We start from the raw sequence: 24,701 nt of genomic DNA, 5'->3' as shown, positions 1-24,701 counted from the left end.
GGCCCGGAAACGGAGCCTGGTGTCCTGACCGCATGCGGCGAGCCACGGTACAGTTCCCGGATGAAAGGGGAAAAACCGGAACAGGCACTGGATGCGCGCGCGTATCGCCAATGGGATGCCTGTGCCAGTGCGGCAGCGGTACGGGACGGGGAGGTAACGCCCGAGTCTCTGCTCCACTGTGCGCTGGAGCGCCTGGATACCGTCAATCCCGTGCTCAATGCGGTTTGCATCGACGCCCGCGAGCGTGCCCGCAAACGGATCGAGAAGCGTATTGAAGGCCCGTTTGCGGGCGTCCCCTTCCTGATCAAGGATCTGCTGCAGGACGTGCAGGGGTTGCGGAGTACCTCGGGCAGTCGGGCCTGCCGCGATGTGGTCGCATCGGCCACGGCTGACAGTGTGAGGCGCGCCGAGGAAGCGGGCCTGGTGATTCTGGGCAAGACCACGACGCCGGAATTCGGGCTCAAGGGGATTACGGAGTCCGTGCTCTGGGGGGCAACACGGAATCCCTGGGACATTGAGCGGTCGCCTGGCGGTTCCAGTGGTGGGGCGGCGGCGGCCGTGGCGGCCGGGGTTGTGCCCATGGCCGGTGCTAACGACGGGGCCGGATCGATTCGCATACCGGCCTCGTACTGCGGCCTGTTCGGATTGAAGCCTTCCCGGGGGCGGGTGCCGACCACGCCACTGGCCGGTGAGGCCTGGGAGGGTGCGGTGAGCGAGGGGGTGCTTTCGCGCAGCGTGCGCGACAGTGCCCGGATGCTCGATGTCCTGTCCTCCGGACACAGCGCCGCCGCGCCCTTTCGGGTGGAGGCGCCTCCGGCAAGCTTCGAGGCGCTCGCCCGGCGTGAGCCGGGCTGCCTGCGGGTCGGCTGGAACGTTGATTCGCCCGTGGGCGGGCGGGTCGATCGCGATTGTGTCGAGGCCGTTGAGCGAGCCGGCGGGTTACTGGAAGCCCAGGGGCACGTCGTCGAGCGGGTAACGGACTGGCCGGTGGACGGCCGGGGGGTGGCGCGGGCAGTACTGGCGCTGTTCTACGGGCAGGCCGCAGCGTTTGTGGCGCGGGCGCGCGAACGGGGTGCGCGCCGGGGCGAATTCGAGCTGGATACGCGCACGCTGGCGCGCCTGGGCCGGGCTTTGAATGCGGGGGAATACGCCCGCGCGCGGCAGGGCTGGCACCGCGTCCGTCTCGAGCTGGCGGCGCTGTTCGAGCGCTACGACCTCCTGCTGCTACCGACCGTGGCCATGCCGCCGCCGCGGATCGGCGAGCTGGAGCCGGTTCCCCTGGTTCGCGCCCTGCAGCGTCTCGCCCTGTACCTGCCGGTGGGCCGCTGGATGCTGAACAGCCGCTTTCTGGAGCGGATGACCTTCGAGAACCTGGAGCGCACGCCGTTTACCATGGCGGCCAATCTGGCCGGCATCCCCGCGATGTCGGTGCCGTTGCACTGGGATCGGGATGGACTCCCCGTGGGTGTGCAGTTCATGGCGCCCTGGGGCGAGGAGGGGCGGCTCCTCTCGCTGGCGACTCAGCTGGAGGCCGCGCAGCCCTGGTTTGACCGGGTGCCGCCACCCCTGCCGGGGACGGGCCAGGGCTGAAGCATCGTCCCTGCATCTGATTCCGGTCAGGCTAGGCGGTGCCGCCAGTCCGTGATTTCGTCATGCAGGCGCTGGCGGGCCGGATCGTCCAGGAAGGCGGCTTCGACCGCGTTGCGGGCGAGCTGCTCCAGCTCGTCGAGGGACAGACCCAGCGCATCCGTGGTCGCGCGGAAGTTCTCGCCGATGTAGCCCCCGAAGTAGGCGGGATCGTCGGAATTGATGGTGACCCGCAGGCCGGCATCGAGCAGGCGCTTGAGGTTGTGGTCCTCGAGCCGGTCGAACACGCGGAGCTTGATGTTCGACAGCGGGCAGACGGTCAGCGGGATCTGTTCCTTCGCAAGCCGTTGCAGCAGGGCGGGGTCCTGCTCGGCCTGCACGCCATGATCGATGCGGTCGACCTGCAGCAGGTCCAGGGCCTGGCGGATGTATTCGGGCGGGCCCTCCTCGCCGGCGTGGGCGACGACGCGGAAACCGGCCTCGCGTACGCGATCGAACACCGCCCGGAACTTCTCCGGCGGGTTGCCCTGTTCGGCCGAGTCCAGACCGAACGCCGCGATACGGTCACGGTAGGGCAGGGCCGCCTCGAAGGTCTCCATCGCGGCCTCGGCACTCAGGTGGCGCAGAAAGCACAGGATCAGGCGGCAGGAGATGCCCAGATCGCGTTCGCCGTCGTCCAGGGCGCGGGTGATGCCGTTGATCACCGTCGCGAACACCACACCGCGTTCGGTATGCGTCTGGGGATCGAAGAAGATCTCCGTGTGGCGCACGTGATCCTGCTGGCAGCGCTGCAGATAGGCCCAGGTCAGGTCATAGAAGTCCTGCTCGGTCAGCAGGACGCAGGCCCCCGCGTAGTAGATATCCAGAAACGACTGCAGGTCCTCGAACTGGTAGGCCGCGCGCACCTCGTCGATCGAGCCATAGGGCAGCTCCACGCCGTTGCGCTCGGCCAGCCGCAACAGGAGTTCCGGTTCCAGGGCGCCCTCGATGTGCAGGTGCAGCTCGACCTTGGGGAGGCGGGCGATGGCGTCTTGCATGGTGTTTCCCTAGTCCGTGCGGGGCGAGGCATGGTAACGGCTTGGCCCGACGGGTGCTCGGTGGGACCTCCGATCATGGCTCGATACGCGTGTCGCTGGTACCGCCGTGCTCGATCCAGCCATGGATCATTCGCGGGGTGGTGGTGCCGGCCGCACAGCGGCCCTCGCGGTCGATCACGATCGCACCGCCGTAGCCATCCAGTCGCTCGCGCAGCCGCCGCAGGCTCGCGTTGAGGGCTTCAGCGGCGCCTAGACCCAGCAGCGCGATACGGTCGGCCAGGTCCTTGGCGAAGACACTGCGCAGGAAATGCTCGCCGAGGCCGGTGGCGGAGATGGCGGCGGTGTGATCGTCGGCGTAGACGCCCGCCCCCGCGATGGGTGAGTCCCCGATGCGACCGGGGCGCTGGCCATTCATGCCGCCGGTGGAGGTTGCCGTCGCCAGGTGGCCGCGCTGATCGCGGGCGACCGCGCCGATGGTCCCCGGGGCAGGCTCGTCATGGTCCAGAGTGACCACGTCGCGCCGCAGCGTTCGTTCCAGTTGCTCCCGCCGCTGCGCCGTGATCAGGCGGCTTTCGTCGATCAGGGGCAGCCCGGCCTGCCGAGCAAAGCTTGCGGCGCCCTCTGCGACCAGGAACACGTGCGCACCGTCCTCCAGGATCGCGCGGGCCAGGCGGATGGGATTGGCGATCCCGCGAACCGCGCCCACGGCCCCCACACCGAGGGTTTCACCGTCCATGATTGCGGCGTCCAGCTCGACCGTGCCCTCGCGCGTCAGCGCGGCCCCGGTGCCGGCGTTGAACAGTGGGTCGTCCTCAAGCAGCGCCGCGCAGTATTCAACGGTATCGAGTGCGCGCTCGCCACGGGCCAGGCGCTCGCGGCCGGCCTCCAGTACCCGCAGCATCGCGGCGTGGTACTGCTCGGCAACCAGTGGGTCCTGGGCCTCGCGGATGCGCCCGGCACCGCCATGGATCATCAGCGAGAAGGACTTCGAGGCCATCAGCGGTCCTGCACCTGTCCGCGGATCAACAGGATGTCGCTGTGGCTGCCGGGGATGAACCGGCTCTGGGCGATCGCGATCTCGCCCGCCGCGTTGACCGCCATCCGCCGCTTCAGCTGCCCCTGCAGCCCGCCGCTGTAGGGCCGGTCGACGGTGCCCGGGACGGGCTCGACGGGCGCGAACTTCAGGTTGTCCAGTGGGGCGTGGGTAAACGCGAGGCCGTACGGGCGATCGGTCGGGTGTGGATAGCGCTGCCAGACGAGATAGAGCCGTTCGTCGGAGCGCGCCAGCGTGGGGAAGCCGCCCGGCCAGGCGTCCGCGTCGAGTTCGTTCGCCGGGCTGAACTCCAGGGCGTCGGCATCCGCTTGGGTGAGGTGCAGTCGACGGTGGTAGGGCTGGCGGTAGTCCTCCAGGTCGTTCGCCGGGATGGCCCCGAACGCAAGATGCGCGGTGCCTTCGTCATTCACTACCAGCGAAGGGGCATCGGCGTGACCGGGCGTTTCAAGCGCCGTGGCGGGAGTGGAAAAGCCTTCGCCCAGTTCATCGGAGCTCGCGATGCGGATGTCGGCATACGGACTGTCGCCCTCCGACCAGGCAAGCAGGACGCGCCCCGAGGGGGCCCGGGCCAGACTCGGTGCGCGGGCCGGTTTGTCGGCCCCCTCGTTGATCGTTTCGGGTTCCGCGAAGCTTTCGCCGTTGTCGGACGAGTAGGTGACGCGCAGCGGACCCTGGTATTCGGTCCAGGCCGCGACGACCTGACCCTCTCCGGCCAGCAGGAGGTCCAGGCTGCCGTTGTCCCAGCGATGGGCGGTGATGCGTCCCTTGCCGGCCCCATCGCGCGAATTCGACAGGTTCTGGTGATCCTCGAACGATCGGCCGCCGTCCCGGGAGCGGGCGTAGAGGATCTCCCCGCCGTGATCGCCGCCGGTAAACAGGATCTCCTGCCAGAGCAGGTGAACGGTGAAGTCGTCCTCGTCGTCTGGTGCCGGCTCGATCGCGACGCGCGGCAGCCAGGAGAAGGTGTCCGGTTCCCCGCCGATCCGGGTGGGTTCATCCAGGACGGCCTGACCGTCGCGGTCGTAGCGTTGCAGCAGGATCGCCTGCTCCACCTGGTCAACCCATACGACGACCACCTCGCCGTGGTCGTTGATCGCCACCGAGGCGTCGTCCACATAGCGAAAGTCGGAGGCATTCATGCGCCAGGGGCCTCGATAGGCCTCGCCGCGGGCGACCTCGACGGGATCCTGCCAGGCAACCCGGCTCTGGGCGTCGTCGTCCGCCAGGGCGGTTTTGGACCCAAAAACGAGAGCAAACCCGGCGACGAGGCCAATGGCCGGCCAGGCGTGTGCGTATGTGGTTCGAGGCATGCGACCTCCTGTGGCGAAATCCGGGCCCGTTTCGTGCAACTGCGCTTTATAGGACCACCGGGTGCCCGGAAGGATTCACGTCTATGCTCCAAGCGGTGACAGGAGCTCCTGCAGGAAACGGCCGAACAGGGCCGGCTCCAGGAAGAGCATGAAGCCCACGCCCCAGGCACCGCCCCAGAGGTGGGCGCTGTGATTCACGTTGTCGCGCGCCTGGCGCTGCGCCCAGAACGAATAGGCCACGTAGGCCGCCGCGAACACGATCGCCGGCATCGGGATGAAGAACACGAACAGCATCGACCAGGGTTGCAGCAGGATATAGGCGAACAAAACGGCCGAGACCGCCCCCGAGGCGCCCAGGCTGCGGTAGAAACGGTTGTCCCGGTGGCGCAGGTGGGTGGGCAGGATCGCCAGCACGATGCCGGCCAGGTAGAACGCCACAAAGCCGAGTACGCCAATCTCCGGGACCAGTACGCGCTCCATGGCCATGCCGAAGAAGAACAGCGTGATCATGTTGAACGCGAGATGGGTGCCGTCGGCGTGGATAAACCCGTGGGTGATCAGCCGCCAGTATTCACCGCGGGCCACTGCCGGTGGCCAGTAGATCATCCGCTCCAGTACGCGCGGGCGCTGCCAGGCCCAGATGGAGGTCGCCACGGTACCCGCGATGATGAACAGTGTGATGTAGAAGTCCTGTTCCATTGATGATCGGCCGCTCCCGAGGGGCCGGTTTTTCTGAAAGCTTCGGCCCCGGATCTTGAAAAGCTCGTTCGACTTCCTACCTATCGGGGTAGGAGCCCTGAATGCAAGTGCTCATGACACAGGATACGAGGAGGTGACTGCATGGACCTGCAAAAGCTCAAGCCGTGGAACTGGTTCAAGCGCGAGGAACAGGAACAGCCCGAGGTCCTGCCCGCGCGGCGCGATGATGCCCCGGGCGACCCGCTGCTGCGGATGCACCAGGAGATGGACCGGATGTTTGAGCAGTTCTTCGGTCGTGCCCCGGGGGGTGCCCTCGCGGGGCGTACCGGGCCCCTGTGGCTGAAGCCCAGCGTGGATATCGCCGAGGGACGCAAGGCCTATCGGATATCGGTGGAGGTGCCCGGGATCTCGGAGGACGAGATCGACCTCTCCATCGATGGGGACGACCTGATCATCTCGGGCGAGAAACGCCAGGAACACGAGGAAGACGAGGAGGGCTACCACCGGATCGAGCGCAGTTACGGGCAGTTTCGCCGAGTCCTGAGCCTTCCCGGTGATGCCGACACGGATGGCATATCCGCCCGCTTCAAGAACGGGGTGCTGGATGTCCATGTCCCCCGTCGCAAGGATGGCGAGCGCCCCGGGGTGCGGCGCATCGAGATTGGCCGTTAGGCCAAGGAGATCCAGCCAATGGAGAGCCGATCGGCACATGCGCATCGGCCCGGCGCAGTCTAGGCTGAAGAAAGCGTAGGCGGCAGGGAGGCCGATGATGACGCGCCGTATCGTGATCTGCGCGGACGGGACCTGGAACCGTCCGGAGGACGACGTCGAGTCCGACGTCCCGACGAACGTATTGCGGCTGGCGCGGGCGGTGGCGCCCGTGGACGCCGCCGGCGACACCCAGCAGGTGTTCTATGACTGGGGCGTGGGGTCCTACCATGCCCGGGTCAGTGGCGGCGTGACCGGCCGGGGCATCCACAAGAACATCACCGATGCCTACCGCTACATCGTGCAGAACTATGCCTCGGGGACGGAGCTCTTCTTGTTCGGGTTCAGCCGGGGTGCGTACACCGTGCGCAGCCTGTGCGGTCTGATCAACAACTGCGGGATCCTCCGGCGCCCGGATGCACGCCTGATCGAGCAGGCCTTTCGCCTGTACAAGCGCACGGGGGCGGCGTACAAGCCCGACGGCAAGCACTCGCGCGCCTTTCGCGAGGCCCACAGCCACCCCTCGCGGCAGATCCGTTTCGTGGGTGCCTGGGATACCGTCGGGGCGCTGGGCATCCCGTTTTCGGTGCTCGGGCTGTTCGATCGCACCGACGAGTTCTACGACACCAAGCTGGGCCCGAACGTCCGGGTTGCCCGGCATGCGCTGGCCATCGACGAGCGCCGTGCGGATTTCGAACCCACCCTGTGGGAGCCACGCGCAGGGCTGGATCTGGACCAGCAGTGGTTCGCCGGGGTGCACGCGGATGTCGGGGGCGGCTATCCGCCTGATGACAAGGGACTGCAGGTCGCCGATATTGCCCTCCACTGGATGCTGGAGCAGGCATCCGCCGCAGGGCTGGAGTTCGAGCCGCACCTCCCGGCCAGCCTGCGACCCGACCCTCGCGCCGCGATCCATCAGTCGCGGCGCCACATCTATCGCCTGCGCCGCACACTCGTCCGGGACCTCGAACCTGCGGATTCTTCGACCCGGCTGCACCCCTCGGTCGAAGAACGTTACCAGCAGTCTCGCGACTACCGGCCTCCAAACGTCAAGGCCTATCTCGCCAAGCGAGCCCGCGATAAGTGACCTCACTGGCCCCGGCCCGTGTCATCATGGATGCCCCGGCACGCGGTAGACCGATAGAGGCATAACCGCCGGTTGGGCGCGGCGCCGGGCTTGGGGGCGAAACAGTGGCGAGGACTTTGGGGAGGGGGCATGGCGAGGTCGCGTGACGCGAGCCAGGAACGCTGGATCGATCGGTTTCGTGTCCTGGAGACACTGGGGGAGAGTGCGCGCGACGGGCTGTATGTCGCGCATGACGGCGTGCTGGACCGGCGCGTGATGGTGCGTACGCTGACGCACCAGGCCCTGGGTGATGCCGAGGTGCGTGACGACCTGATGCGCGCGGCCCGCGCGGTGAGCCGCTTCCGGCATCCCCACAGCGCGGCGATCTTCGAAGCGGGGCCCTGGGACGAGGGCCTCTACCTCGTGTTCGAGTACATCGAGGGCGAAACGCTGGATGCCCTGCTTGCCAGGGGGCGGCTGCCGCTGGATCGCGCCCTGGCGCTGATGCGCGAGATGGTCGATGCCCTGGCCGCCGCGCACGAGCAGGGGATTGTGCATGGGTCGCTGCAGCCTGCGAACATCACAGTCGGCGCGGATGGTCATGCGCGCGTGACCGGTCTCGGGCTTGCGTTGCCGCAGGGGAGCGAGCAGGCCGCGGGGCATCAGACCCAGACGCGCCATTACCTGGCCCCGGAGCAGCTGCGTGGCGGACCGCCTTCACTGGCAGCCGACGTGTATTCGCTGGGTGCGCTGTTCTACGAACTGCTCGCGGGGCGTCGGGCCTTTCCCGGGGACACCGACCAGGATGTACTGAATGCGATGGAAGCCGGTGTCCCCGAGCCGCCGTCGAAGCACACGGGCGAGGGCGACGAACGCCTGGATGCCATCGCCCTGAGGGCGCAGCGGCCCGATCCGCACGAGCGCTACGCAACGGCCCAGGCACTGCGCGAGGCATTTCTTGCCGTAACCGAGGGTCGCGAGAACGAGGAGGGGGAGCCCGGCGATTTCATTCTGCGCCGGATCCGGCGCAAGCCCGATTTTCCGGGAGTCTCGGCGCATATTCGCGAGATTACCCAGTGTTCGGATGACAGCGAGCAGCGCTCGGTCGCCGAGCTGTCGAATGCCGTGCTGAAGGACTACGCGACGACACAGAAGCTTCTGCGGCTGGCCAATTCCCCTTTCTACAGCAACTTCGGAGGCAACATCCGCACGGTGTCCCGGGCGGTCGTCCTGCTGGGTTTCGAGCAGGTGCGCACGGCGGCGCTCGGCCTCGTCCTGCTGGAAAACCTCAAGGGCGGGAGCCAGTCCGCTCGTCTGATGCAGGCCATGGTCCAGACGCTGTTCAGCGCGATGCTGGCGCGCACGCTGGCCCGGCAGCTCGGTGGAATCGAAAGCGAACAGGCGTTTGTCTGCGCGTTGTTCCACGACATCGGGCGGATGCTGGCGCTCTACTACCTCCCCGAGGAGGCGGACGAGATCCAGATCCGGCAGACGCAGGGGGTCTCCGAGGGCAGCGCGGCGCGCCAGGTCCTTGGTATCTCGTACGAGGCACTGGCGCGTGCCGTACTGGAGGACTGGAACTTCCCGCGCGAGATCGTGCAGGCGGTCGAACGGGCGCCCGAGGGCACGCTGCCCGCGGTACGGGACCCGGACCAGCGCCTCCACCGGGTCGTGACCCTGGCCAGCGAGATGGCGGGTCGCATCATCCACCAGGACCCGGCGGAGCAGGATCTCGCCCTGGCGGAACTGCGGCGCAGGTACAAGGCCTCGCTGGATGTCGGGGCCACGGGTATGCGCCGAGCGATCCAGGAGGGGCGCGAGCGCCTCGAACAGTTTCTGAGCGTGGTCAAGCTGCCGCGCGAGGGGCAGGAACATCTGCGGCACCTGCGCCGGAATCTGGGGGTCGGCGATAACGCGCAGGGCGGCGATGCCCCCGACGAGGAGGCCCTGCTGGACGCCAATGGTGGCCCGGCGCCCGACGGCCCGGAGCCCGAGTCGACCTCGCCGGCCGAGCAGGCGGCGGCGCTGATGGAGTCGCTGACGGAAATGCTCGACGCAATGGTCGAGGGATCCGAGCTGAACCCGCTGGTGCAGGCCACGCTGGAAAACATCTACCAGGTGCTCGGACTGCGCCGCGCGATGCTGATGCTGGCGGATCGGGAACGGCGCACGCTGGTGGCCCATACGGCGTTCGGGCACGAGGCGGAATCCCTGTCCGGGCGTCTGCGCCTGTCGCTGTCCGGCTCGGGCAACGTGCTCTCGCTGGCCATGACGCAGCGCAAGGACATGGTGATCAGCGACAGCTCGGACCCGGCGATCAGCCGCTACATTCCAGGCGAGTTCCGTGATGCACTGGATGCGCGCAGCTTTCTGTTATTGCCTCTGGGTGTGCGTGAGCGGTGTGTAGGACTGCTGTACCTGGAGTTGCCGTCGGGCCGCACGGAGCTGGATCCGCTGGTCCTGCGCGCGCTGAAATCGGTAAGGAACCAGCTCGCCCTCGCGATCTGCGAGGCGCGTTCCTGAAGCCGACCCGAAGAGCCGGGTTCAGGGCTGCTCCTCGCCGGCAAGCAGCATGCAGGTGAGGGCGAGTACCCCGGAGACCTGCGCCAGCCAGCGGATGACCTCGTCGCGTTCCCCGGTGATGGGCGCCAGGTGTCCACCGGTCCAGCGCGGGACGAGCAGCGCCAGCAGCAGAAAATCGCCCCGGTGGAGTCAGCTCACGACGGTGCCCCGAAGGGTGACCATCCATCGAGTCTGGAAATGCCTCGTGTGCTTCGCAAGCGGGCGTCAGAGTCTGCGCCGGTACCAGTGGATCACGAGCCAGTCATACAGCGCGTGGGTGATGATGACCACCAGCAGGTTGCCTGTCAGGTAATAGACGAGTCCCAGATAGAGCCCGATGGCTGTGGCAAAAACGAAATAGAGCCGCGTGATCGCATGGGCCAGGCCGAAGATTACCCCGGCGATCAGGATGGCCAGGAACGCCGGGAGGTGGGTGTCCAGCCAGGTCTGCAGGACACCGCGTATCAGGAGTTCCTCGCCGAGCCCGGCCAGTAGAGAGATCAGCAGGATGGCCCCCGGCCAGGCGTTTCCGAACAACCGCGCGATGAAATCGCGCACCTGGCCCGAAAGGGTGTCGTAGGCGGACCCGCCGAAATGCGCGACCAGCCCCAGCATCGCCAGCATTGGCAGGACCGCGAGTACGCCGATCAATGCATGATCGGGGTCCCAATACAGGTGCTCGCCCAGCGGAATCCCGGCGATTGCGGCCAGCAGGAATGCCAGGGGAATCAGGGCGGCCTGGAACATCAGGCCGAGCAAAAGGGGATGGCTGCGCAGGTTCATGGGCGCAGGGTACCGTAGCGATGGGAAACCCTGTTATCGGATGCCCATCAGTGTCTGGACATGGCTGCGCACGCTGCGCGACAGCGCGGCGAGATCGTATCCGCCCTCCAGCACCGAGACCAGGCGTCCGGCCGTGTGCCGCTCGGCAATGTCCAGCAGCTGGCGCGTGATCCACTCGAAGTCGCTCTCGACCAGATTGAGACCGGCGAGCGGGTCGTCCCGGTGGGCGTCGAACCCGGCTGATATCAGGATCAACTCCGGCCGGAATCGTTCCAGGGCGGGCAGCCAGTCGCGCTCGATCGCCGCGCGAAAGGCGGGGCCGTCTGTACCCGCCGCGAGCGGCGTATGAACCAGGTGCTCGCGGCGGGACAGCGGGCGGTCCGGGTAGAACGGATGCTGGAAGCTGGAGCAGAACAGCACCCGGGGGTCATCGCGAAAGATATCCTCGGTCCCGTTGCCGTGGTGAACGTCGAAGTCCGCGATTGCGACACGGCTCAGGCCGTGCCCCTCCAGTGCCCAGCGCGCCGCGATGGCCACGTTGTTGAACAGGCAAAAGCCCATCGCCCGGTCCCGTTCCGCGTGGTGGCCCGGGGGACGAACCGCACAGAAGGCATGGTCAGCCTTGCCGTCCAGTACCCGCCGAACGCCCTCGATTGCCGCGCCGGCCGCATGATGTGCCGCGAAGACCGAGTGCTCATTGATACGGGTGTCGGGGTCCACTGCGACGCGAACGCCGGGCCCCGGTTGTGCGGCATGAATCGCGTCCACGTGTGCGCGGGTGTGGGCACGCGTCAGGTCCTCGTCCGTCGCTGCCGCTGGATCCTCGAGACGTTCCAGTCGCGCAAGGTTTTGCAGCGCGGCATCGATGGCGGCCAGGCGCTGCGGGCACTCCGGGTGTCCGGATCCCGGATCGTGAAGTCGGCCGGAGGGGTGGGTGATGTACAGGGTTCGCGCCATGGGCTTCGACCTCTGCTTGCTGGCCACGACATGCGGCGGGCGTCAGCGTAACTGGCTGTCCTTGGAGGCGCGCCGGTTGTAGGGGCTGAAGGCTGCGTCCGACTCGTCATGTGCTTCCTGGCAGGGGACGCACAGGCGTACGCCGGGCAGGGCACGGCGGCGGGCCTCGGGGATCGCGGCCCCGCATTCCTCGCACTCTTCCAGACTGTCGCCTTGCGGGAGCTGGCTGCGCACCCGCGCCAGCGCATCCTCGACAGTGTCGTCGATCTGTTCCTGTTCCGCGCCGTCTTTGGACCAGCCGCCTGCCATGACTCCGCTCCACTGAAACCCGCAGGGATTAGATACCCATGGCCCGGCAGGGAGTTCCCGGGTTGTTAGCCACCGTGGCCGAATTCGCGGGCGACGTAGTCGATGTCCTTGTCGCCCCGGCCGGACAGGTTGGCGAGGATCGTGACGCCGGGATGCTCGCGGCCGTGTTTCATCGCCCAGGCGACGGCGTGGGCGCTCTCCAGCGCCGGAATGATGCCCTCGGCGCGTGACAGCTGGTAGAAGGCCTCCAGGGTCTCGTCGTCGCTGATCGCATGGTAGGCCACGCGTTCGATGGTCTTCAGGTAGGAGTGTTCCGGGCCGACGCCGGGGTAGTCCAGCCCCGAGGCGATGGAGTGGACCGGGGCCGGGTTGCCTTCCTCGTCGGCCAGCAGCATGCACTTGAAGCCGTGGATCATGCCGGGCTTGCCGTAGGTCATCGTGGCGGAGTGCTGGCCCAGCTTGGTGCCGCGTCCGAGCGGCTCGACCCCGTTCAGCTGGACGCCGGCGTCCTCGATGAAGCCGGCAAACATACCCATCGCGTTGGAGCCTCCGCCGACGCAGGCGACGACGTGATCGGGCAGCTCGCCACCGGTCATCTCCATGAACTGCTCGCGCGCCTCGATGCCGACTACGGACTGGAAGTTGCGCACCATCAGCGGGAACGGGTGCGGCCCCACCACAGAGCCAATCGCGAACAGCGCCTCGTCGGCCTGCGACAGATAGGACTGGAAGGCGGAGTCCACGGCCTCCTTGAGCGAACGCCCGCCAAAGGAGACCGGCACGACCTGTGCGCCCATCAGTTTCATGCGGGTGACGTTGGGCGCTTCCTTGGCGATGTCGATCTCGCCCATGTGGATCTCGCATTCCATGCCGAAGTACGCGGCCGCCGTGGCCAGCGCGACCCCGTGCTGGCCGGCGCCGGTCTCCGCGATCAGCTTGCGCTTGCCCATGTGCTTGGCCAGCAGGGCCTCGCCCATGCAGTGGTTCAGCTTGTGCGCCCCGGAGTGGTTCAGGTCTTCGCGCTTGAGATAGATATGCGCGCCGGCCTCGCGGCTCAGGTTGTGCGCGTAGTACACCGGGGTGGGGCGGCCCTGGTAGTGCTTGCGGATGTAGCGCAGCTCGTTCAGGAAATCGGCGGAGCGGGCGAGCGCCAGGTAGGCGCGGTTGATCTCGGCAAAATGGGGTTCCAGTTCGGGTGGCAGGAACGCACCCCCGAACTCGCCGAAATAGCCTTCCTGGTTCGGAAAATCCTTCAGGTACGACATCGCCCGCCCTCGTGCATGTTCGAAAGGCCGAATGATCCTGTGCCGGGCGTCCTTTGCCAAGCCCGTTCCTGAAAACGCGGGCCTCAGGTTGATGACAGGCGGTCGCAGACCTGTGCGGTGAGTTCCAGGGAGCGACAGCGGGCGTCATGATCGAAGGTCGTGGTGGTCAGGATCAGTTCGTCGACCTGCGTGACTTCGAGGAAGCGGCGCATCTCCCGCTCGACCGTGTCGGGTGCCCCGATCGCGGAGCAGGCCATGGTCTGTTCGACAATCGCCCGTTCAGCCCGGTCGAGCTGTTCCCGGTAGTGCGGGATCGGGGGGTGGATCGGTTCGGGTCGGCCGCGGCGCAGGCTGATGAAGGCCTGCTCCATGGAACTGGCCAGTGTCTGCGCATCGGTATCGGTGTCGGCCACATAGACGTTGTAGCCGGCCATCACCCAGGGCTTATCCAGGTCCGGGGAGGGCCGGAATTCGCGGCGGTAGATCGCGATCGCGTCATGCAGCTGACCCGGGGCGAAATGCGAGGCAAAGGCGTAGGGCAGCCCCAGGTGCGCCGCAAGCCGGGCCCCGAACAGGCTCGATCCGAGGATCCAGACCGGAACATGCGAACCGGCGCCGGGTATCGCCCGAATGGCCTGGTCCGGAGCGGGGTCCGCCAGGTAGCCCTGCAGCTCCACCACATCGCGTGGGAACTGGTTGGGGTCGCTCTCCGCGCTGCGGCGCAGGGCGCGGGCCGTGGCCGGGTCTGTCCCCGGTGCACGGCCAAGCCCGAGGTCGATCCGACCGGGAAACAGGGCATCCAGTGTCCCGAACTGCTCGGCGACGATCAGCGGCGCGTGGTTGGGCAGCATGATGCCGCCAGCGCCCACGCGGATGCGCGCCGTGGCGGCCGCTACCTGGCCGATGACCACAGCAGTCGCCGCACTGGCGATCCCCGGCATGTTGTGGTGCTCGGCGAGCCAGTACCGCGTGAATCCCCGTTCGTCCGCCCGCCGGGCCAGGTCGAGGGTGTTGTGCAGGGCCTGCCCTGCGTCCGACCCCGCAGTGATCGGTGCGAGATCGAGTATGGAGAAGTCCGTCATCGGGGCATTGTAGGACAGGGAGCGTTGTGCCGATTGTCGGGTGACGGGGTAGCGGGGAATCGAGGCACCGTGCGGGCAGAGTGGGTCTATAGTCCGGGGTAGGGACGGAAAGAGGGCCGCAGCATGGGCATCGCGAGAACCCTGAGTGACTATCTGGCGGCACAGGGTGTCGCTTATGAACTGGTTCGGCACCCGTATTCCAGCAGTGCCACCCGAACGGCAGAGGCCGCGCACGTGCCCGGTGATCGGCTGGCGAAGGCCGTGCTGGTGGAGGATGCCGGCCATTACATGCTGGCGATCCTGCCGTCGTCGCGGCGCCTGCACTTCGGGCAGCTCCACCACCTGATCGGGGAGCATGTCGGGCTGGCCACCGAAAGGGAGGTGGCTGAACTCTTCCCGGATTGTGCACTGGGCGCGATCCCGGCCCTGGCCGAGCCCTACGGCCTGGAGGCGATGCTGGACGAACATGCCCCCACCGAGGGGGATGTATATCTCGAGGGTGGCGATCACGAGACCCTGGTGAAGCTGCCGGCCCTTGCCTGGCGGGACCTCCTGGGTGCGGCCCGGCACGGGTTGTTCAGTCGGCATTTGTAGCCGCTGTCGGTTGCACCATCGGCGTGTGCGGTGAATGCTGCGCTGATGGAAATCGCGATTCGTTTGCAGGGGCTGGTGCGCAGCTATAACGGCACCCGCGCGGTGGATGGTGTCGATCTGGAAGTCCCGAGGGGGAGCATCCTCGGCCTTCTGGGGCCGAACGGTGCCGGCAAGACCACCATCGTGCGCATGCTGGCCACCCTGATCACCCCGGATGCGGGCAGGGCCGAGGTGGGCGGCTTCGATGTCGTGCACGAGGCGGCGCGGGTGCGCGAGATCGTCGGGCTGACCGGGCAGTATGCCTCGGTCGACGAGAAGCTTACCGGGCGCGAGAACCTGTTGCTGATCGCGCGGTTGCTGGGTCTGGGGCGTCGCGACGCGCGTCGGCGCGCGGACGAGTTGCTGGGGCAGTTTCATCTCCAGGACGCGGCGAACCGTCCGGCACAGACCTATTCCGGTGGCATGCGGCGGCGGCTGGACCTGGCGGCCAGTCTGGTCGGGAACCCTGCCATTCTCTTTCTCGACGAGCCGACCACGGGACTGGACCCGCGGGCGCGCCGCGACCTGTGGCGCCTTGTGGGAGAACTGCGGGAGCAGGGCACCACCGTGCTGCTGACCACCCAGTATCTGGATGAAGCCGACGCCCTGGCAGATCGGATCGTGGTGCTGGATCGCGGGCGGATCATTGCCGAGGGGACCTCGGCGGAATTGAAGGAACGCGTGGGTGGCCGCTCGCTGTTCGTGGTAGTGGCGGACTCGGCCCGGCTCGATGATGCGGCGGAGGCGATCGCGCGTATCGTCGGGGAGGGCCCGCAGGCGCGGGACAGCACGCTGAGCGTCGCCGTGACGAGCAGTGCCGTGGTGCCGAAGGTGCTGCGGGCCCTGGATCAGGCGGAAATCGAGGTGGTCGAACTCGGTTTGCGCACCGCGAGCCTGGACGATGTCTTTCTGGCGCTGACCGGGCATGCGGCCGAGGCCACGTCCGAGATGTCAGAGGAGGACGCATGAAAGCACTGGACCAGACGCTGGCGCTGGCTTGGCGCAGTCTCGTGCAGGTGCGTCGCAATCCCTGGGAGCTGGGGGATTATTCCATCCAGCCGATCCTGTTTCTGGTGCTGTTCCTGTACGTGTTCGGCGGCGCGGTGGCGGGCTCGACCGAAGCCTATCTGCCATTCGTTCTGCCCGGTGTGATCGCGATGAACATGCTGTTCGTCACCGTCTACGTCGGGCACGGCCTGAATACGGATCTCACGCGCGGCGTGTTCGATCGCTTTCGCGCCCTGCCCATTCCGCGCTGGGCGCCACTGGCCGGGCGCATCCTGGCCGATCTGCTGAAACAGGCCCTTTGTATCGCGCTGTTGCTGATCGTGGGGGTGTTGCTGGGCTTCCGGATCGAGACCTCGGTCTGGGAGGTGCTGGCGATGGTGGCGCTGGTGCTGGTCTTCGCGTCGGCTGCGTCCTGGATTATGGTGCTGGTCGGTGTTCTGTCACGCGACCCCGAACATGTGCAGCTGTTCGGTTTTACGGCGTTGTTCCCGGTGACGTTCGTCTCCACCGCCTTTGTACCGCTGGATACCATGCCCGCCGTGCTGCAGCCCTTCGTGCAGGCCAACCCCGTCTCGTTGCTCGCGGACGCCTCGCGCGCCCTGTTGGGCGGGGGCAATGCGCTGGAGCCCGCCTTGTGGACCCTCGTCTGGGCTGCCGCGATTGCGGTGATCTTTGCACCGCTGTCCGTCTGGGCCCTGAATCGGCGTCTGGCGCGGGGATAGAGGCCCGGGAGAGGCGCCCCTCCGAAATTACATGCGCAGGTCCACGCGTTCAGAGCCCGGTGCGTCGATCCCGCGGTGCAGCAGTAGCGTCCCGCTCGCGTTCAGCAGTTCGGTGCTCAGCTGGCGAAACCGCACAACCGTCTCGGTCAGGCGCAGGCGGCTTTCCAGCAGGTCGCGCTGGGCCTGCGCCACGGCCAGTGCTGTGCCGGCTCCGACCCGGAATCGGGTCTGTTCGACTCGCAGGAGTTCCTCCTGCAGCTCGATGGTCTCTTCCTGCGCGCGGATCTGCTCGCGCACGCGGGCGGCGTCGAACCAGACCGAGCGCACGTCTTCGATCGCCAGCTGTTCCAGATTGGCCAGGGTCTCGGCGATCTGCTGCCGTGTAAGGCGGGCGCGCGTGTGCTCCGCCTCGGCGGCACGGTTGCCGATCGGCATCTCGAAGCGCAGCCCCGCGGCGAGGTCGTAGCCGTCGCCCTGGGTGTCGCGGAAGGTACGCCCGAAGCTGTCCGCATAGCCCGATTGCCCCAGCGTGACGAAGAAGTCCAGCCGGGGGAGGAGTCCGTTGCGGGTGCGGATGACCTCCAGCTCGTCGCGCTGAACTCGCAGGCGGGTCTCGTTCAAGTCCGCGCGGTGATCGCGCGCCAGCGCCACGTAGGTATCGAGCGGCTCGATCTCGTACCGGTCCAGCGCCGGTTCGGAGCTGGTCAGCAGCCGCGTGTCCCACAGGCCCCCGTCGCCCTGGAGCAGGCGCGCCAGGGTGTCCTGGGCGCGGGCGCGCTCGCTGCGGGCATCGATCAGCCCCTGGCGACGCAGAGCGACCTCGGCGCGTGCGGATACGGCCTCGGTCTCCGGCCGATCACCGGCATCGATGCGGCGTTGCGTCTCGTCCAGTTGCTGGCTGGCGACCGCCAGGGCCTCCTCGAAGATTTCGATCTGCTCGCCGGCGAGCACCAGGTCCCAGTAGGCCGTCTCGACGTCGGTGATCAGCTGCTCGACGAAGGCGCGCACCTCGTACTCGGTGGCCTCGACGTCCAGCCCGGCCTGCTGCAGGCGCACGAGATTGGACTCGATCCGGCCCCCGCGCAGAAGGGCCTGAGTCAGCGTCAGGCCGGCGCGCGAGGAAAACTGAGTCTGGTCGACCCGCGAACTGCTGGCGCGCTGGCTGCGTACGGACAGGCTCAGGTCGGTACCCGTCGGGAGCGACTGACGAACGCCCGCCTCGCCGAAGCGCTGGGTCGAGGTGACCTCGTCGGTATCTTCTTCGGCCTCTTCCAGCAGGCGCACGCTCTGGTCCCGGCTGACCTCGACCTCGGCGAACAGCTCGGGGTCGAACACGGCGCGCTCCTGTGCCTCGAAGGTACCCGCGATCGCGGTCTGCAGGCGTTCGGCGCGCAGGCCACGGTTGCCTTCCAGTGCCCGCGCCACGGCTTCTTCCAGCGAGAGCGTCTCCTCACCGACCGGCTCGCGGGCGAACGGATCGATCGCCATCAGCTGCTCGGCCGGCAGTGAAAGGCGCAACCCGTTGCCTGTCGGCTCGTCTTCGTCTGCCGCGGCGGGAATGGCCAGGGCCAGCGAAGCCAGCAGTGGCAGCGCGACTCGGTACAGGCTAGGCATCTTCGGTTCCGACTCGGTAGACGGGCTGTGGCCGCTCGCCGCGACGGTGGAACAGCAGGTAGAGCGTCGGGATCAGCACCAGGGTGATCAGGGTAGACGACAGCAGCCCGCCGATCACTACCCGTGCCATCGGCGCTTGGGCCTCACCGCCGTCGCCCATGCCGATGGCCAGGGGCGAGAGGGCCAGTATCGTGGTGAGCGTGGTCATCAGGATGGGGCGCAGGCGCTCGCCGGCTGCAGCCACGACTGCCTCGCGCAGGTCCATGCCGTCGTCACGGTGTCGTCGGGCCATGCGGTCCACCAGCAGGATCGCATTGTTCACCACAATGCCGACCAGCAGCAGCACGCCGATCAGCGACTGCACGTTGAGCGTGGTGTCGGTGACGATCAGCGCGCCGGTGACCCCGATGATCGCCAGCGGGATCGAGAACATCACAATCAGGGGGTCGCGCAGGGATTCGTACAGGCTGGCCATGACCATGTACACCAGCAGGGTGGCCAGCATCGTACCCAGCAGCAGTTCCGAGAATGCGGCTTCCTGTTCTTCGATATCGCCCGTGACGGAGTAGTCGATCTCCTCGGGCAGCGGGATGTCTGCCAGGGCCTCGCGGACCGAGGCCGCGACTTCGCCCAGCGAACGGTCCCCCAGATTGATGAACAGCGTCCGTACGCGGGCCTGTTCACGTCGTTCGATGCTGTCGGGCCCGATCTCGGTGTCGAATGAAATCAGGCTGCGCAAGGCGACGCGTTCGCCGTCCTCGCTACGCACGGTCAGGTTGAGCAGGTCGTCCAGCGAGCTCTGGTCCGCGTCGCGAAGCTGCACCCATATGCGGGTCTCGTCGCCCCCCGCGCGCAGCTGTCCGGCACTGGAGCCCCCCAGCGCAGTCTCCAGCGTCTGGGCAATGGTGCGCACATCTACGCCGAGGTCGGCGGCGCGGTCACGATGGATGCGGGTGGCGAATTCGGGCTGGCCGCCATCGGCCCCCACCCGCGTGTCGGTAATGCCGGGGACATCGGCCAGCGCCTCCTCGAAGCGCTCCAGCACCGCATTCATGGTCGACAGCTCGAAACCGCGTACCTCGACCGACAGGCGCTCCTCGTCATCGCCGCGCCCGAACCCGCGGAAGAAGATGCTGCTGGAGGCGCGCACCCGGATCTCGGTTCCGGGCGGGCTGCCCAGGGCCTCGCGCAGGGCAACGGCAATCTCCTCGGAAGAACGGCTGCGACTGTCGCGCGAGCCGACCATCACGCGCATGTTGCCGGAGGCGGGCGACGACGCACGGAAGGCGGAGGCGCCGGAGCTGGACACCAGGTTCTGGAGCTCCGGCACCTCGTCGCGGATGACCTCTTCCAGGCCGGCCATCGTGGAGTACAGTTCGTCCAGCGGCGTCCCGGGCTCCATGGAGACATGGACGCGCAGCTCGCCCTCGTCGGTGGCGGGCAGGAATTCGGTACCAACGCCGCGCAGGCCGGCGAGTGCGATGACCATCAGCAAGGCACTCATGCCGATCACCATCCAGGGATGGGCCAGTGTGCCGCGCAGCAGGCCTTGGTAACGCAGCTCCATGCGGGCGAGGGCACTGGTGTCGCCCCTGGGCATCGGGGCGCGCGCCATCAGCATCGGCACCACCGTCAGGGCCACGATCAGCGAGGCGGCGAGGGCAAAGGCCACGACGGCGGCGAGCGGCTTGAAGAGCTGCCCGGCCAGTTCCTGGGCGAAGAACAGCGGCAGGAAGATGGCCACGGTGGTCAACGTGCTGGCGATGATCGCGGGCGCCACGCGGCCGGTACCGCTGATGGCGGCCCCGATAGCTCCTTGCTCCGCGTGCTCCTCCCGCCTTCGGGCGATGCTCTCGATCACCACGATCGCGTTGTCGACCATCAGGCCCACGCCCAGTGCGATGCCGCCCATGGTCATCAGGTTGAGCGACTGTCCGCCGAAGTAGACCAGCCCGAACGTCGATATGACCGCGAGCGGGATCGCGGTGGCCGCCACCAGCGTGTAGCGGATGTTGCGCAGAAAGACGAGCAGTACCAGAACGGCCAGCGCGCTCCCGTACAGGATCGCCTGCCCGACATTGGTGATGGAGCTGCGGATGAATCCGGCCTCGTCGGTCACGGCACGGATGTCGATCTGTGGGAAATCGCGGTTGAGCCGGACCAGTTCGGCATGCACCGCCTCGGAGACCTCGACCGTATTGGCGTCCGCCAGTTTGCGCACGGCCAGCTGGACGCCTTCTTCCTGGTTGACCCGGAAACGGCGGGTGACGCGCTGGTGCGTATCACGGACCTCGGCGACCTGGTGCAGGTAGGTCACGCCATCCTCGCTGCGCTGGACCACGGTATCGCGTATCTCGCCCACCGAGCGGAACTCGGCCGGCGTGCGCAGGCGGTACTCACGGCGACCGTCCATGATCGGGCCGCCGGGGGTGATCACGTTGGCATCGCGGATGCGGTTGCGCAGGTCATCCAGCCCCAGGTCGATCGCCTGTATCCGGTCTGGATCGACCTCCACGCGCACTTCTCTTTCCAGCCCGCCAAACGTGTCCACCGCGGCTACGCCGGGGATGCGCTCCAGGCGCGGCGCAATGCGGTTGTCGATCAGGGTGCGCAGGTGAATGGCATCGAGCTGCGACCCGACGCCCAGGCGCATGATGGGCGAGTCCTGGGTGTCGAACTGGCGCACCAGGGGCCGATCCGCCCCATCCGGCAGCTGACCTTCAATACGCGCCAGACGATCGCGCAGGTCATCAACGGCCTGGCGGACATCCGTGCCCCAGGCAAAGTTGACGCGTACATTGCTGTTGCCTTCGGCCGAAGTGGAACGGATCTCCTGGGCCCCGGTGATTGCGGCCGCGGCCTGTTCCACTGGGCGGGTCACCAGTTGCTCGACCTCCTCGGCCCCGGCGTTGGGGTAGGAGGTCATCACCGTGACCACCGGATAGGTGATATCGGGCAGCAGGTCGACGGGCAGGCGGGTCAGCGCGGTCAGGCCCAGGATCACCACGATCAGGGCCACCATGCTGGTCAGCACGGGGCGGTGGACGGTAAGTCGAGCCGGATTCACGGCTCTTCGGTCTCTGACAGGTCCGGGGCGAAGTCCGCGCCGGGCACACTGCGCGGATCGGTCAGGCGCAGCGGGGTGCCATCGGCGAGCAGGTGTTGCCCCAGCACCACCACCTCGGTGCCCTCGGGCAACTCGGGTTCCAGCAGCTCGATCCAGTTGCCGTCACGCACGCCGGTAACGGCCATGTGGCGGCGAGCCTCTGGCCGTTCGCCGCTACGGTCTACGCTGAACAGGGTGGGACCCGCCTCGCGCTGGATGATGGCGTCCCGCGGTATCGCCAGCGTGTCCGAGCGCTGGCCGAGAGTGATCGCGGTTTCGACAAACATCCCGGGCCGCAGGCGTTCATCGTCGTTCGGTACTTCGACCTCGATTCGTGCCTGGCGCGAACCCGGGCGAAACTCCGGGGAGATCCGTGTGATGGTGCCTTCGAATAACTCGTCGGGGTACGAGGAGGTGCGCACGGTCACTTCCTGGCCGCGCGAGATCCGCGAATAGTCCGCTTCGGTGACTGCCAGAATCGCGCGGACCGGCTGCAGTGTGACGAGTGCCAGCGCGGGTTCGTTGGCGCTGATCACCGAGCCGGGGTCAACCAGGCGTTCGGCCACCCAGCGGGTGGTGCTGCCCGGGTCGGCGTCGATACGCGTGTAGCCCAGCTGGATCTCGCGGGTGCGCAGGGCAGAGCGGCGTTGTCGAATCTGGGACTCGGCAAGCGCCACGCGGGTCTGTGCCAGGGCGAGTTCGGTCTCGGCGGCCTCCAGCTCCGAGCGCGAGGCGATCCCCTGGTCGCGCAATTCGCGGGTGCGCTGCAGGTCGCGCTGGGCGGCGTTACGGCTGGCGACGGCCTCCGCCAGGCTGGCTTCGGCCACTTCCAGCTCGGCCTCGGCCTGCGTGACGTCCTGCTCGAATTCCTCGGTATCCAGCTGTAGCAGGGGGTCACCCGGTTCGACTCGGTCGCCCAGGTTCACGAAGACCTCGGCCACGCGGCCCCCGACGCGCGGTGTAATCACGATGCGATCGGCACCCTCGATACTGCCGGTGAAGCGGCGACGTTCCACCAGGTCCTGCGGCTGAACGGTAGCCACGGCGACGGCCACGGGCCGCGTTTCGCCGCCGCCAGCTCGCGTGGAGGTGGCCTGATCGTCATCGGTGCCCCAGACGAGCCAGGCCAGTACGCCGCCCGCCAGGAGAAACAGGATCAGCGTGATTACGGTGGAGGCTTTGGGCATGCGGGGGCTCAGAATTGGTGAGCGGGATCACGATATGCTGCGAGTGTGCCCCAAGCCGCTGAATCCCGCATGAACCTCGTTCATTTTGCCTATTTCGGTTCAAAATACTCGGGCAGGTGTCAACAAGCAGCGGTGCGCGAGGCGTGAGAGGAGGACCGATGATCAATACAAGGGATGGGGTCGGGCTGGTGGGCTGGGTGGCCCTGGTGTTCCTGGTGGCCTCCGCGGGCGGGTATGCCACCAGCCTGTCGGTGCAGGACTGGTACCAGACGCTGGAGCGTCCGGCACTTAATCCACCCGACGCCGTATTCGGTCCGGTCTGGACGATACTGTTTGCGCTGATGGCCGTGGCCGTCTGGCGGGTATGGCGTCGCGTCGGCTTCGCGGGGGCGCCGGTCGCGATAGGACTGTTCCTCGCCCAGCTGGTGCTGAATCTGGGCTGGTCCGTGCTGTTCTTCGGTATGCAAAGGCCCGATCTGGCATTGATCGAGATCCTGATTCTCTGGCCGCTGATCCTGGCGACTCTGATCGCCTTCTGGCGTCACGACCGGATCGCGAGCGCGCTGTTGCTGCCGTACCTGCTGTGGGTGGGCTTTGCGATCTACCTGAACGCGGCGATCGTTGTCCTCAATTAACGCGAGCGTCACATGGACCCGGTATCCTGACGCGCGCTTTCGCGGGACCGCGCCATGGGGGTGTGGTTCGGCCGCGAGGGCACCACCCCTATCGGCAAATGGTAACGATGTGTCCGAGAGCAGGATGAGCAGCGTATCCGGACAGCCAGACCCGGGCAGCCCGCCCACGCTGGGACTGAGCGCGTATGCGCGCATCACCGCGAACTACTGGGCGTTTACCGTCACCGACGGCGCGATCCGAATGCTGGTCGTGCTGTTCTTCCACCAGCTGGGCTACAGCCCGCTAGAAATCGCGTTCCTGTTCCTGTTCTACGAGCTGTTCGGGGTGATCACCAACCTGACCGGCGGCTGGCTGGCGGCACGGCTGGGGGTGAACACGACCATGATCGCCGGGACCCTGCTACAGGTCGCGGCCCTGTTGATGCTCACGGTGCCGGAGGCCTGGCTGGGCGTGGCCTACGTGATGTTCGCGCAGGCCGTTTCGGGCATCGCCAAGGACCTGAACAAGATGAGTGCGAAGTCCGGGGTGAAGCTGGTCGCCGGCGACGGGGAGGGGCGGCTGTTTCGCTGGGTGGCGGTACTCACCGGCTCGAAGAATGCGCTGAAGGGGGTCGGCTTCTTCGTCGGCGGGGCGCTGCTGTACTCGGTCGGGTTCCAGATGGCGCTGGTGATCCTGGCCGGGATGCTGGCCGTGGTGATGCTGTTCTCCATCGTCGGCCTGCCACGCGGGCTGGGGAAGATGGGCGGCAAGCCGAAATTCACCCAGATGTTTTCCAATTCCGCCGCGATCAACGTGCTCTCGGCCGCGCGGTTCTTCCTGTTCGGCGCGCGCGATGTCTGGTTCGTGGTGGCCCTGCCGGTGTTCCTGAGCGCGACGCTGGACTGGAACCACATGCAGGTGGGGGCGTTTCTGGCGCTGTGGGTGATCGGCTACGGCATCGTGCAGGCCTCGGTGCCGCGGCTGCTGGGGCGCGGCGGGCTGCACCCGACCGGTCTGACCGCACGCCTGTGGGCCTTCATCCTGATGCTGCTGCCCATCGGGATCGTGATCGGCCTGGAGACGGGACTGGACCCGGGCTGGGTGCTGATGGTCGGACTGGGCGTGTTCGGGGTGGTATTTGCGATCAACTCCGCCGTGCATTCGTTCCTGATCCTCGACTATGCGGAGAGCGATCGGGTCGCGATGAAGGTCGGCTTCTATTACATGGCCAACGCCGGTGGGCGTCTCGTCGGCACCATCGCCTCCGGTGCCATCTTCATGTTCTGGGGCCTGGAGGGCACGCTGATCGCATCCACACTGTTCATCTTCGCCACCTGGATGATCTCCTCCCTACTCCCTCGGGAGCCCGCCCGGGCTTGAGAAGAGGGTTCACTTTC

The 24,701-nt window shown here is 67.2% G+C and carries 21 protein-coding genes and 1 pseudogene; 9 read left to right on the top strand and 13 right to left on the bottom strand.

Translation table 11 applies throughout. From position 1 onward, the window contains the following. Positions 1–60: 60 nt before the first annotated feature. Positions 61–1,590 carry an amidase gene (locus G372_RS0110790; RefSeq protein ID WP_019624153.1) on the top strand — a complete coding sequence of 510 codons (1,530 nt, stop codon included), beginning with the start codon at positions 61–63 and terminating at the stop codon, positions 1,588–1,590. Positions 1,591–1,616: 26 nt separating this feature from the next. Here the strand turns inward: G372_RS0110790 and G372_RS0110785 are convergent, their stop codons facing one another. The 4 genes from G372_RS0110785 to G372_RS0110770 all read right to left on the bottom strand — a co-directional run bounded on the left by G372_RS0110785 (position 1,617) and on the right by G372_RS0110770 (position 5,687). After that, positions 1,617–2,624 (bottom strand): adenosine deaminase, encoded by a 1,008-nt coding sequence (locus tag G372_RS0110785; RefSeq protein WP_019624154.1) that lies wholly within the window; start codon positions 2,622–2,624, stop codon positions 1,617–1,619. Positions 2,625–2,697: 73 nt separating this feature from the next. Beyond that, on the bottom strand, positions 2,698–3,621 hold the full coding sequence (locus G372_RS0110780; protein WP_019624155.1) for an isoaspartyl peptidase/L-asparaginase family protein: 924 nt from the start codon (positions 3,619–3,621) through the stop codon (positions 2,698–2,700). Continuing rightward, positions 3,621–4,988, bottom strand: coding sequence for a sialidase/neuraminidase family protein (locus G372_RS0110775; RefSeq protein WP_019624156.1), 1,368 nt, complete (start codon positions 4,986–4,988; stop codon positions 3,621–3,623). The genes G372_RS0110780 and G372_RS0110775 overlap by 1 nt, the downstream gene beginning before the upstream one ends. Positions 4,989–5,069: 81 nt before the next feature. Further along, positions 5,070–5,687, bottom strand: a complete 618-nt coding sequence (locus G372_RS0110770) for a rhomboid family intramembrane serine protease (RefSeq protein WP_019624157.1) — start codon at positions 5,685–5,687, stop codon at positions 5,070–5,072. A 141-nt stretch (positions 5,688–5,828) separates the two neighbouring features. On the opposite strand from G372_RS0110770, the gene G372_RS0110765 reads away from it, so the two are divergent. From G372_RS0110765 to G372_RS0110755, 3 genes are all read left to right on the top strand, one after another. Further along, positions 5,829–6,359 carry an Hsp20/alpha crystallin family protein gene (locus G372_RS0110765; protein ID WP_018863903.1) on the top strand — a complete coding sequence of 177 codons (531 nt, stop codon included), beginning with the start codon at positions 5,829–5,831 and terminating at the stop codon, positions 6,357–6,359. Positions 6,360–6,456: 97 nt separating this feature from the next. Then, positions 6,457–7,482 carry a DUF2235 domain-containing protein gene (locus G372_RS0110760; RefSeq protein WP_026340372.1) on the top strand — a complete coding sequence of 342 codons (1,026 nt, stop codon included), beginning with the start codon at positions 6,457–6,459 and terminating at the stop codon, positions 7,480–7,482. A gap of 129 nt (positions 7,483–7,611) precedes the next feature. Beyond that, positions 7,612–9,984 (top strand): HDOD domain-containing protein, encoded by a 2,373-nt coding sequence (locus tag G372_RS0110755; RefSeq protein ID WP_019624159.1) that lies wholly within the window; start codon positions 7,612–7,614, stop codon positions 9,982–9,984. A gap of 36 nt (positions 9,985–10,020) precedes the next feature. Here the strand turns inward: G372_RS0110755 and G372_RS14490 are convergent. From G372_RS14490 to G372_RS0110730, 6 genes and pseudogenes are all read right to left on the bottom strand, one after another. Next, positions 10,021–10,155 (bottom strand): annotated as a pseudogene (locus G372_RS14490) (ferredoxin reductase family protein); the annotation flags it as partial. Between the two features lie 93 nt (positions 10,156–10,248). Then, positions 10,249–10,806 (bottom strand): CPBP family intramembrane glutamic endopeptidase, encoded by a 558-nt coding sequence (locus tag G372_RS0110750; RefSeq protein ID WP_018863900.1) that lies wholly within the window; start codon positions 10,804–10,806, stop codon positions 10,249–10,251. A 33-nt stretch (positions 10,807–10,839) separates the two neighbouring features. Beyond that, positions 10,840–11,763 carry a histone deacetylase family protein gene (locus G372_RS0110745; protein ID WP_018863899.1) on the bottom strand — a complete coding sequence of 308 codons (924 nt, stop codon included), beginning with the start codon at positions 11,761–11,763 and terminating at the stop codon, positions 10,840–10,842. Positions 11,764–11,805: 42 nt separating this feature from the next. After that, positions 11,806–12,072 (bottom strand): DksA/TraR family C4-type zinc finger protein, encoded by a 267-nt coding sequence (locus G372_RS0110740; protein ID WP_018863898.1) that lies wholly within the window; start codon positions 12,070–12,072, stop codon positions 11,806–11,808. Between the two features lie 65 nt (positions 12,073–12,137). Further along, complete coding sequence (gene trpB / locus G372_RS0110735; RefSeq protein ID WP_018863897.1) at positions 12,138–13,337, bottom strand: tryptophan synthase subunit beta; 1,200 nt, start codon at positions 13,335–13,337, stop codon at positions 12,138–12,140. Between the two features lie 83 nt (positions 13,338–13,420). Next, on the bottom strand, positions 13,421–14,419 hold the full coding sequence (locus tag G372_RS0110730) for an LLM class flavin-dependent oxidoreductase (RefSeq protein WP_018863896.1): 999 nt from the start codon (positions 14,417–14,419) through the stop codon (positions 13,421–13,423). Positions 14,420–14,542: 123 nt separating this feature from the next. Between G372_RS0110730 and G372_RS0110725 the strand changes: the two genes are divergently transcribed. From G372_RS0110725 to G372_RS0110715, 3 genes are read left to right on the top strand one after another with little or no spacing between them, the layout of a single operon-like run. After that, positions 14,543–15,013, top strand: coding sequence for an aminoacyl-tRNA deacylase (locus G372_RS0110725; protein WP_018139331.1), 471 nt, complete (start codon positions 14,543–14,545; stop codon positions 15,011–15,013). 45 nt (positions 15,014–15,058) lie between these two features. Next, the gene (locus G372_RS0110720) at positions 15,059–16,021 is read left to right on the top strand and encodes a daunorubicin resistance protein DrrA family ABC transporter ATP-binding protein (protein ID WP_019624160.1); all 963 of its coding nucleotides are present in this window, start codon (positions 15,059–15,061) and stop codon (positions 16,019–16,021) included. Then, complete coding sequence (locus G372_RS0110715; RefSeq protein WP_018863894.1) at positions 16,018–16,782, top strand: ABC transporter permease; 765 nt, start codon at positions 16,018–16,020, stop codon at positions 16,780–16,782. Before G372_RS0110720 ends, G372_RS0110715 begins: the two co-directional genes overlap by 4 nt. Before the next feature lie 27 nt (positions 16,783–16,809). On the opposite strand, the gene G372_RS0110710 is transcribed toward G372_RS0110715, so the two are convergent. Genes G372_RS0110710 through G372_RS0110700 form a run of 3 tightly spaced genes read right to left on the bottom strand, consistent with a single transcriptional unit; the run spans position 16,810 to position 22,689 of the window. Beyond that, on the bottom strand, positions 16,810–18,396 hold the full coding sequence (locus G372_RS0110710; RefSeq protein ID WP_019624161.1) for a TolC family protein: 1,587 nt from the start codon (positions 18,394–18,396) through the stop codon (positions 16,810–16,812). Next, the gene (locus tag G372_RS0110705; protein WP_019624162.1) at positions 18,389–21,463 is read right to left on the bottom strand and encodes an efflux RND transporter permease subunit; all 3,075 of its coding nucleotides are present in this window, start codon (positions 21,461–21,463) and stop codon (positions 18,389–18,391) included. The genes G372_RS0110710 and G372_RS0110705 overlap by 8 nt, the downstream gene beginning before the upstream one ends. Next, positions 21,460–22,689 carry an efflux RND transporter periplasmic adaptor subunit gene (locus G372_RS0110700; RefSeq protein ID WP_019624163.1) on the bottom strand — a complete coding sequence of 410 codons (1,230 nt, stop codon included), beginning with the start codon at positions 22,687–22,689 and terminating at the stop codon, positions 21,460–21,462. The genes G372_RS0110705 and G372_RS0110700 overlap by 4 nt, the downstream gene beginning before the upstream one ends. A 158-nt stretch (positions 22,690–22,847) precedes the next feature. Here G372_RS0110700 and G372_RS0110695 point away from each other — a divergent pair, with 158 nt between their 5' ends. Together G372_RS0110695 and arsJ are read left to right on the top strand one after the other, a co-directional pair. Then, on the top strand, positions 22,848–23,324 hold the full coding sequence (locus G372_RS0110695) for a TspO/MBR family protein (RefSeq protein WP_018863890.1): 477 nt from the start codon (positions 22,848–22,850) through the stop codon (positions 23,322–23,324). A 124-nt stretch (positions 23,325–23,448) separates the two neighbouring features. Continuing rightward, positions 23,449–24,684 (top strand): organoarsenical effux MFS transporter ArsJ, encoded by a 1,236-nt coding sequence (gene arsJ / locus G372_RS0110690; RefSeq protein ID WP_018863889.1) that lies wholly within the window; start codon positions 23,449–23,451, stop codon positions 24,682–24,684. Positions 24,685–24,701 lie beyond the last annotated feature (17 nt).

The sequence above is a fragment of the Thioalkalivibrio thiocyanoxidans ARh2 genome (assembly GCF_000385215.1).
In the GTDB taxonomy this organism is placed as follows: Bacteria; Pseudomonadota; Gammaproteobacteria; order Ectothiorhodospirales; family Ectothiorhodospiraceae; genus Thioalkalivibrio; species Thioalkalivibrio thiocyanoxidans.
Note: the sequence above shows the minus strand (reverse complement) of the source record. Positions and strands in the feature narration are given on the sequence as shown.

Coding starts and splice junctions, on each gene's coding strand:
- G372_RS0110790 (WP_019624153.1), top strand. CDS start 61: ATGAAAGGGGAAAAACCGGAACAGGCACTGGATGCGCGCGCGTATCGC.
- G372_RS0110785 (WP_019624154.1), bottom strand. CDS start 2,624: ATGCAAGACGCCATCGCCCGCCTCCCCAAGGTCGAGCTGCACCTGCAC.
- G372_RS0110780 (WP_019624155.1), bottom strand. CDS start 3,621: ATGGCCTCGAAGTCCTTCTCGCTGATGATCCATGGCGGTGCCGGGCGC.
- G372_RS0110775 (WP_019624156.1), bottom strand. CDS start 4,988: ATGCCTCGAACCACATACGCACACGCCTGGCCGGCCATTGGCCTCGTC.
- G372_RS0110770 (WP_019624157.1), bottom strand. CDS start 5,687: ATGGAACAGGACTTCTACATCACACTGTTCATCATCGCGGGTACCGTG.
- G372_RS0110765 (WP_018863903.1), top strand. CDS start 5,829: ATGGACCTGCAAAAGCTCAAGCCGTGGAACTGGTTCAAGCGCGAGGAA.
- G372_RS0110760 (WP_026340372.1), top strand. CDS start 6,457: ATGACGCGCCGTATCGTGATCTGCGCGGACGGGACCTGGAACCGTCCG.
- G372_RS0110755 (WP_019624159.1), top strand. CDS start 7,612: ATGGCGAGGTCGCGTGACGCGAGCCAGGAACGCTGGATCGATCGGTTT.
- G372_RS0110750 (WP_018863900.1), bottom strand. CDS start 10,806: ATGAACCTGCGCAGCCATCCCCTTTTGCTCGGCCTGATGTTCCAGGCC.
- G372_RS0110745 (WP_018863899.1), bottom strand. CDS start 11,763: ATGGCGCGAACCCTGTACATCACCCACCCCTCCGGCCGACTTCACGAT.
- G372_RS0110740 (WP_018863898.1), bottom strand. CDS start 12,072: ATGGCAGGCGGCTGGTCCAAAGACGGCGCGGAACAGGAACAGATCGAC.
- trpB (WP_018863897.1), bottom strand. CDS start 13,337: ATGTCGTACCTGAAGGATTTTCCGAACCAGGAAGGCTATTTCGGCGAG.
- G372_RS0110730 (WP_018863896.1), bottom strand. CDS start 14,419: ATGACGGACTTCTCCATACTCGATCTCGCACCGATCACTGCGGGGTCG.
- G372_RS0110725 (WP_018139331.1), top strand. CDS start 14,543: ATGGGCATCGCGAGAACCCTGAGTGACTATCTGGCGGCACAGGGTGTC.
- G372_RS0110720 (WP_019624160.1), top strand. CDS start 15,059: ATGGAAATCGCGATTCGTTTGCAGGGGCTGGTGCGCAGCTATAACGGC.
- G372_RS0110715 (WP_018863894.1), top strand. CDS start 16,018: ATGAAAGCACTGGACCAGACGCTGGCGCTGGCTTGGCGCAGTCTCGTG.
- G372_RS0110710 (WP_019624161.1), bottom strand. CDS start 18,396: ATGCCTAGCCTGTACCGAGTCGCGCTGCCACTGCTGGCTTCGCTGGCC.
- G372_RS0110700 (WP_019624163.1), bottom strand. CDS start 22,689: ATGCCCAAAGCCTCCACCGTAATCACGCTGATCCTGTTTCTCCTGGCG.
- G372_RS0110695 (WP_018863890.1), top strand. CDS start 22,848: ATGATCAATACAAGGGATGGGGTCGGGCTGGTGGGCTGGGTGGCCCTG.
- arsJ (WP_018863889.1), top strand. CDS start 23,449: ATGAGCAGCGTATCCGGACAGCCAGACCCGGGCAGCCCGCCCACGCTG.